Here is a 6,919-nt window from a genome sequence, read left to right as displayed (position 1 = left end):
AAAAAAACTTTATCCGTTTATCTTAGCAGAGCACACTTATTCTGAGCAGCAGGCTTTGACAGGATTTTCAAAAGAAGATGCTCAATTGTTAGAAGACATGTTAGCAAAGGTGCGACAGAATATTACTGATGATTGGGAATTGGTTAAAAAAGGACAAAAAAGAAATTATTGAGAGGTGTAAAATGAAAATCACAGTTGAAGATGAATTTTGGGAATTATTTCCTCAAGCACAAATTAGCATTATGGTTGTTAAAGGCTTGGATAATAGCGTTGACGAAAGCAAAGACCCTTATTTTAAATCTTTGTTGGACAAGGGAAGCAAGCGAGCAGAAGATTTTATCGTAGATGAAACCTTTACGCAAAATGACGTGATTCAAGAATGGCGTGGTGTTTTTAGTAAGTTTAAAACTAAAAAAGGTGCGCGTTCTTCTATTGAAGCTCTTTTAAAAAGGGTAAGTCAAGGTCGTGAGTTCAATCCAATCAATCCATTGGTGGATATTTATAACAGTGTGTCACTTTCCTATGCTGTTCCTTGTGGTGGTGAAGATATTGCTAAGATTCAAGGAGGCTTGCATCTTGGAAAAGCGCAAGGAGGCGAACCTTTCTTTCCACTTGGTGCAGAGACAGACGCACCAGCTCTTCCAGAGGAAATTATTTATTATGATGATGAAGGAGCTGTTTGTCGTTGTTTTAACTGGAGGGAAGCGCAACGGACAATGCTGACTGAAGGCACAACGGATGCAGTATTAGTCATCGAAGCAATCAATGAAGACCAAGCTAAACGTGCGCAAGCAGCTATGCAGGAATTGCAAAGTTTAGTTGAAGATTATTTTGGAGTCAAAGGAGAAATCACTCATCTAACAATTGACAATCCAAGTGTAGACATTTAAGAAAAAAGAGCCTTAAAGCTCTTTGAGATTGCAGACAAACCACCATTTTGGGCAGGTTTGTTTTTTATTTTTTTGATTTATTTTTAAATACAAAGACCTTACTAAAAACATAATTGAGCACAATAATAACGATTTGAGCAAATAAAGTTTCAATGGTATTAACTGCTTTGATGTCATTGTGGACAAATTGACCGATAATGTTAGGAAATGTTGTGACAAAAATGAATGTGAGCCCCATGTCCAGCAGAAAAGTAGAAAGTCGCGCAAGAGCAAATTTGACAAAACGAGCGAACCAGCCCGTTCTTTGTTGCTTAAAAACAATTGTGTCATTTGTCGCAAAAGCAAAAAGAATTCCAGCAATATTGCCTATCGCTGTAGAAAGCAATTCATTACTCGTGAAAGCATAACAAAGCATACGTGTAAGAACTGCAACAACAGTTGTAGCAACACCAAAAAATAAATAGGATAAGATTTCGTTATTGAAAAAGCGTTTTATATAATTTTTCATAGATTTAGTCTATCATATTTGCAAAAAATGTGCTATACTTGAAAAGCTGTATTCGTTTTGTCAATACAGCCCTTGGCGCTTAGTTCCCTTTCGTCAAGCATATTACACGCGGTTTAGCCGCTAAAGGAGAAAACATGGAAAAAATTACTGTTCGTGATATGGCTCAGATTGCTCTCGTTGCTGCGATTTACGTTGCTCTGACAATGACACCGCCCCTGAATGCTATTAGCTACGGTGCCTACCAATTTCGGATTTCTGAAATGATGAACTTTATGGCTTTTTATAAACCAAAGTACATCATCGGAGTCACGTTGGGGTGTATGATTGCAAATTTATTTAGTTTTGGAATCATCGATGTCTTTGTCGGTGGTGGTTCAACCTTGGTCTTTTTGAGCTTAGGTGTGTATTTCTTTAGAAAATACATGAATGAATACTTGTTTAATGGACCAATCAATAAAGCTTTCTTTTATTTTGCGATTTTCTTTTCACTTTCTATGGTGACCATTGCAGCTGAATTGTATCTTATCGCTAAAGCACCGTTCTTTTTGACTTGGTTTACGACAGCAGTAGGAGAGTTTGCTTCACTCATCATTGGTGGAATTTTAATGGACAAGCTAAATAAGCGGATTGATTTAGGAAAATAATTTTCGTTAATATTAGATTCAATAAAAATATGCCCAAAAATTCTTCGGCATATTTTTGTTTATCTGGAAATTAAAAAATATAAGACCATATCGTTTTAAGATTTTTGTAAAAACAATGAATTTTCTAGCTAAGTTTATTTTGCACCTAATAATTGTTCTTTACAATGGACGAGTTCAGTTATAAGGGCACAGTATGGCGTGTTTACACCATATTGTTGTCCCTTTCGTGCAATAGCTCCGTTGATATAATCAATTTCTGTCAAACGATTGTGCTCGTTCAAATCTTGATACATTGACGGATAATGCAAGCCAATTGTATCACGATTATAACAATTCTTTTCAATGTAGTCCACGGTTTCTGTGACATTCAAGTCTACATTTTCGTGTTTTGCAACTTCTGCAAACTCGCTAACAATTTTCACAACAATATTATGTGCAGGAGTAGTGTCTCCAAAGTCTGCCATATTAGCAAGCAAAAGGGTACACAAACTATTCATTGTTCCGTTGACACAAGCTTTTTTATAAATGGCATATAAGATATTTTCTGTGTATTGCGCATTTAATCCGGCAGAATTCAAGGTTTCAATGACTTTATAAGCTGCTTGTTCGGCTTTTGGATCTGCGACTAAATTCTTCAAAGCGATTGAGCCGTTTCCAAATAATTTTGCACGTCCAGGTTCTTCCATACCAGCAGTCCACATGGTATTTCCAATCATAATTTGATTTCTTGGGACATATTTTTCAATGACTTCTTCGTGACCAATCCCATTTAATAGACAGAGAACAGCTGTATTATCATGTATCAAAGGTTGAATATCTGCTAACATCGCTTCTAGCTGCATGGCTTTTGTAAACAGAATAATTAAGTCATTAGATAAGGTTGGATCTACTTCACTTTGCAAATAGATGGGCAACTTGGCAACAACTTCTTCGCCGTTTAAGTTAGCTTGTAAGCCATCTTTTTGGATAGCTGTGACATGTTCTTTCCAACCATCTACTAAAGTCACTTTATGCCCTGCTCGATGCAACATCAGAGCAAAGCGGCTACCCATGGCACCGACACCTGCAATTGTAATATTCATACTAACAATTCTCCTAGCTTTTTTATTTATAGTATATTTTACTTCTTTTATGTATTTTAATCAATTAAATTTTGGAAATTTATCATATTTGATGTGACGATGATTATTTTTCTGCTATTTTACATTTTTGTCTAATTTTTTGTAAAGAATATAGGTAAGAATGCTGTAGAAACGCATGAATTATGATAAAATAGAAATATGAAAGACAGAATGTTAGAACTGGTGAAGTTGCTCAATCAGTATGCTCATGAATATTATACGACTGATAATCCAAGCGTATCGGACAGTGAATATGATAAGCTGTATCATGAATTATTAGATTTAGAAAAGCAGTATCCAGAGTTCGTTCAGCCTGATAGCCCAACTCATCGTGTGGGAGGTAAGGTTTTAGAAGGTTTTGAAAAATACCAACACCAGTATCCGCTCTATAGTTTGCAGGATGCTTTTTCACGTGAAGAGTTAGATGTATTTGATGCACGGATTCGGAAAGATTTTCCAGATGTTAGCTATCTATGTGAACTAAAAATTGACGGTCTCTCCATTTCTCTTATGTATGAAAATGGGATTTTGGTTGCAGGAGCCACTCGCGGAGACGGTTCTGTTGGGGAAAATATCACAGAAAATCTGAAAAGAGTGAAAGATATTCCTTTAAAGTTGCCAAGCGAAGTTGATATGACTGTCCGTGGTGAATGTTATATGCCACGTAGCTCTTTTGACGCGGTGAATCAGCTACGCCAGGAAAACGGAGAACCAGAATTTGCTAATCCGAGAAATGCAGCGGCAGGAACGTTACGCCAGTTGGATACGGCAATTGTAGCCAAACGTAATCTTGCAACCTTTCTCTATCAAGAAGCCAGTCCGACAAGTGTGACGAGCCAAGAAGCTGTTTTAAATCAGTTATCTAAAAATGGCTTCAGTGTGAATGAGCGGCATATTTTAGCACATTCGATGGATGAAGTGTGGCAGTTTATTGGACAAATCACTCAAGAACGCGACCAGTTACCGTATGATATTGACGGTGTTGTAATCAAGGTAAATGATTTGGTTATGCAGGAAGAACTCGGTTTTACTGTAAAAGCACCAAAATGGGCGATTGCTTACAAATTCCCAGCTGAAGAAAAAGAAGCGCAGCTTTTATCAGTTGACTGGACAGTTGGACGGACTGGAGTTGTTACGCCAACCGCCAACTTGGCGCCTGTGCAATTAGCGGGGACAACGGTCAGCCGAGCTACTTTGCACAATGTGGATTACATTGCTGAAAAGGACATTCGCAAAGGCGATACGGTCATCGTTTACAAAGCAGGTGACATCATTCCAGCTGTTTTGCAAGTGGTTGAAAGTAAGCGCCAATCAGAAGAGAAATTGGAGATTCCAAAGAATTGTCCAAGTTGCAACAGCGAGTTGATTCACTTTGAAGATGAGGTTGCTTTACGCTGTATCAATCCACGTTGTCCTGCACAAATCAAAGAAGGCTTGATTCATTTTGCTAGTCGCGATGCCATGAATATCACAGGTCTTGGTCCTGCTGTTGTAGAAAAGTTATTTGATCAGCAGTTGGTAAATGATGTGGCTGGCATTTATCGCTTGACTGTTGAAGATTTGCTGCAATTGGAAAATTTTAAGGAAAAATCAGCTAATAAGTTGTATACTGCTATTCAGACTTCTAAGGAAAATTCTGCCGAGAAATTATTATTTGGCTTGGGCATTCGCCATGTTGGAAGTAAAGCCAGTCAGATTTTGTTGGAGCATTTTCATGATTTGGAGCAATTAGCAAAAGCAAAAAGAGAAGAAATTGCTGCGCTGGATAGTCTAGGAATGGTGATTGCTGAGAGTCTTTCCAGCTATTTCGCACAAGAAGGAACTCATATTTTATTGTCGGAACTAAAAGAAGCGGGGCTAAATTTCACCTACCTTGGCGAAAAAGTGGCAGCAGATGCGGCACTTTCTGGATTGACCGTTGTTTTAACAGGAAAATTGGAACGTCTCAATCGTTCAGAGGCGAAAAAGAAATTAGAAAGTTTAGGTGCAAAGGTGACGAGCTCGGTCTCTAAGAAAACAAGTCTAGTCGTTGCCGGAGCAGATGCAGGAAGTAAATTAACAAAAGCTCAAGAGTTAGGAATTGACATTCGTGATGAAACTTGGCTTGAGAGTTTATAGAGGTTTGTATGGAAACAGCTAGAAAAAGAGCACGATTGATTTATAATCCGACCTCTGGTCAGGAAATTATTAAAAAAAATATCGCAGAAGTTTTAGACGTTTTAGAAGATGTGGGTTATGAAACAAGTGCTTATCAGACAACCCCAGCTCCTTTATCAGCTCAAAATGAAGCAGAGAGAGCAGCTAAAGTAGGATTTGATTTAATTGTGGCGGCTGGTGGAGATGGGACAATCAATGAAGTGGTCAATGGGGTAGCACCGTTGGAAAATCGACCTAAGTTAGCCTTTATTCCAACTGGTACGACCAATGATTATGCACGTGCTCTCAAGATTCCAATGGGGGATCCGGTGGCAGCTGCGCGGATTATTGAAAAAAATCAAACCATAAAAATGGATATTGGTCAGGCTTATGGGAAAAAATATTTTATTAACATTGCTGCAGCGGGAACTTTGACAGAATTGACCTATAGTGTTCCAAGTGAAGTCAAGTCACGTCTAGGCTACCTTGCCTATGTCGCAAAAGGAGCAGAAATGCTGCCAAAATCTAAATTACGCAAGGTACACATTGAACATGACCACGGTGTGTTTGAAGGTAAAGTTTCTTTAATCTTTGTTGCCTTGACAAATTCAATCGGTGGCTTTGAAAAATTAGCGCCAGATACAGTGTTAGATGATGGTAATTTTACCTTAATTTTGGTGAAAACTGCTCGGTTGTTTGATATGTTGGCGTTGATGATTCAAGCAATCAATGGTGGTCAACATGTGACAGATGTGAATGTAGAATATTTAAAAACAAGTAAGTTAAAGTTAGAAGTTTTAGACAAAAAAGCCCCATTCATGTTAAATCTGGATGGCGAATATGGTGGAGATACTCCTGTTGAATTGGAAGTTCTTCATAACCATTTAGAATTTTTTGCAAATATTGATGAGATTAGCGATAGTGCTTTGTCATTGGAGAATAAAGAATAATCAGGAGAATGTGATGTTAAACTATCGTGTCTTAATCCATTACCATAATCAATTAGGAAATTATGCAGCCTATAATATGTGGAAATGGCAAATGAATAAATGGGGAGAAGAGAGTGCTTTTTTCCAGTATGATGATTTTGGGATTCAAGGAACCTTGTCCTATACAAGCGAACAAGCTTTGAGTAATGTCCATGTCATTGTAAAAACAACCGATTGGTCTCACCAGTCGGTTGACTACTCCATTCAGTTGTTACCGCCTCATTTAGTGACTGAGGTTTGGATTATCGAAGGAGACAGTCAAGTTTATTATTCTAGGCAGGCTGCTATGACTAGTCCGTATTACGCAAAGTGTGATCCTCACGCCTTTGATATGGCATTGGACAGCAAACATTTTGACCAGCATTGGGGGTACCAAGGTTGGTTGGGATGCCGGTATAATGGTGAGCAAGCAGAATTCAAACTCTGGGCACCGACTGCAAAAAAAGTTCAGTTAGTAGTCTATAAGAATAGCACTAACAAAGCGAAAATCTGGAAGGTCTACGACTTACAAAGAGGAAAAGATTTTTCCAAAGATCATGCTAAAAATACAATCGGAGTCTGGTCTCGGGTGATTTCGGATGACTTGGCAAATAAAGCCTATCAGTATCAGCTAGAGTTTGAACATCACAAA

7 protein-coding genes, 1 pseudogene and 1 riboswitch are annotated in these 6,919 nt (G+C 38.1%); of the genes and pseudogenes, 6 read left to right on the top strand and 2 right to left on the bottom strand.

The window, feature by feature from the left end; translation table 11 throughout:
- Positions 1 to 172: pseudogene (locus tag HMPREF2887_RS10605) on the top strand (MarR family transcriptional regulator); the annotation flags it as partial.
- 10 nt (positions 173 to 182) lie between these two features.
- On the top strand, positions 183 to 890 hold the full coding sequence (locus HMPREF2887_RS08910; protein WP_057489639.1) for a B3/B4 domain-containing protein: 708 nt from the start codon (positions 183 to 185) through the stop codon (positions 888 to 890).
- A gap of 64 nt (positions 891 to 954) precedes the next feature.
- On the opposite strand, the gene HMPREF2887_RS08905 is transcribed toward HMPREF2887_RS08910, so the two are convergent.
- Positions 955 to 1,398 (bottom strand): GtrA family protein, encoded by a 444-nt coding sequence (locus tag HMPREF2887_RS08905; RefSeq protein WP_057489640.1) that lies wholly within the window; start codon positions 1,396 to 1,398, stop codon positions 955 to 957.
- Between the two features lie 28 nt (positions 1,399 to 1,426).
- A riboswitch (PreQ1 riboswitch) is annotated at positions 1,427 to 1,535 on the top strand.
- Here HMPREF2887_RS08905 and HMPREF2887_RS08900 point away from each other — a divergent pair.
- Positions 1,533 to 2,042: a QueT transporter family protein gene (locus HMPREF2887_RS08900; protein ID WP_057489641.1), complete on the top strand. Its 510-nt coding sequence runs from the start codon at positions 1,533 to 1,535 to the stop codon at positions 2,040 to 2,042. Its footprint overlaps the riboswitch before it by 3 nt.
- 134 nt (positions 2,043 to 2,176) lie before the next feature.
- Here HMPREF2887_RS08900 and HMPREF2887_RS08895 read toward each other — a convergent pair whose 3' ends face one another.
- Positions 2,177 to 3,124: a 2-dehydropantoate 2-reductase gene (locus tag HMPREF2887_RS08895; protein WP_003024690.1), complete on the bottom strand. Its 948-nt coding sequence runs from the start codon at positions 3,122 to 3,124 to the stop codon at positions 2,177 to 2,179.
- Between the two features lie 198 nt (positions 3,125 to 3,322).
- Here HMPREF2887_RS08895 and ligA point away from each other — a divergent pair, with 198 nt between their 5' ends.
- The 3 genes from ligA to HMPREF2887_RS08880 all read left to right on the top strand — a co-directional run.
- The gene (gene ligA, locus HMPREF2887_RS08890) at positions 3,323 to 5,281 is read left to right on the top strand and encodes an NAD-dependent DNA ligase LigA (RefSeq protein ID WP_057489642.1); all 1,959 of its coding nucleotides are present in this window, start codon (positions 3,323 to 3,325) and stop codon (positions 5,279 to 5,281) included.
- 8 nt (positions 5,282 to 5,289) lie between these two features.
- A complete protein-coding gene (locus HMPREF2887_RS08885) occupies positions 5,290 to 6,249 on the top strand; it encodes a diacylglycerol kinase family lipid kinase (protein WP_003030800.1) in 960 nt (319 codons plus the stop codon).
- Positions 6,250 to 6,262: 13 nt separating this feature from the next.
- Positions 6,263 to 6,919, top strand: a 657-nt coding sequence (locus tag HMPREF2887_RS08880) for a pullulanase-associated domain-containing protein (RefSeq protein WP_315940899.1), incomplete at its 3' end; no start/stop codon positions are given.

The sequence above is a fragment of the Streptococcus sp. HMSC071H03 genome, assembly GCF_001813035.1.
GTDB lineage: Bacteria > Bacillota > Bacilli > Lactobacillales > Streptococcaceae > Streptococcus > Streptococcus anginosus.
Note: the sequence above shows the minus strand (reverse complement) of the source record. Positions and strands in the feature narration are given on the sequence as shown.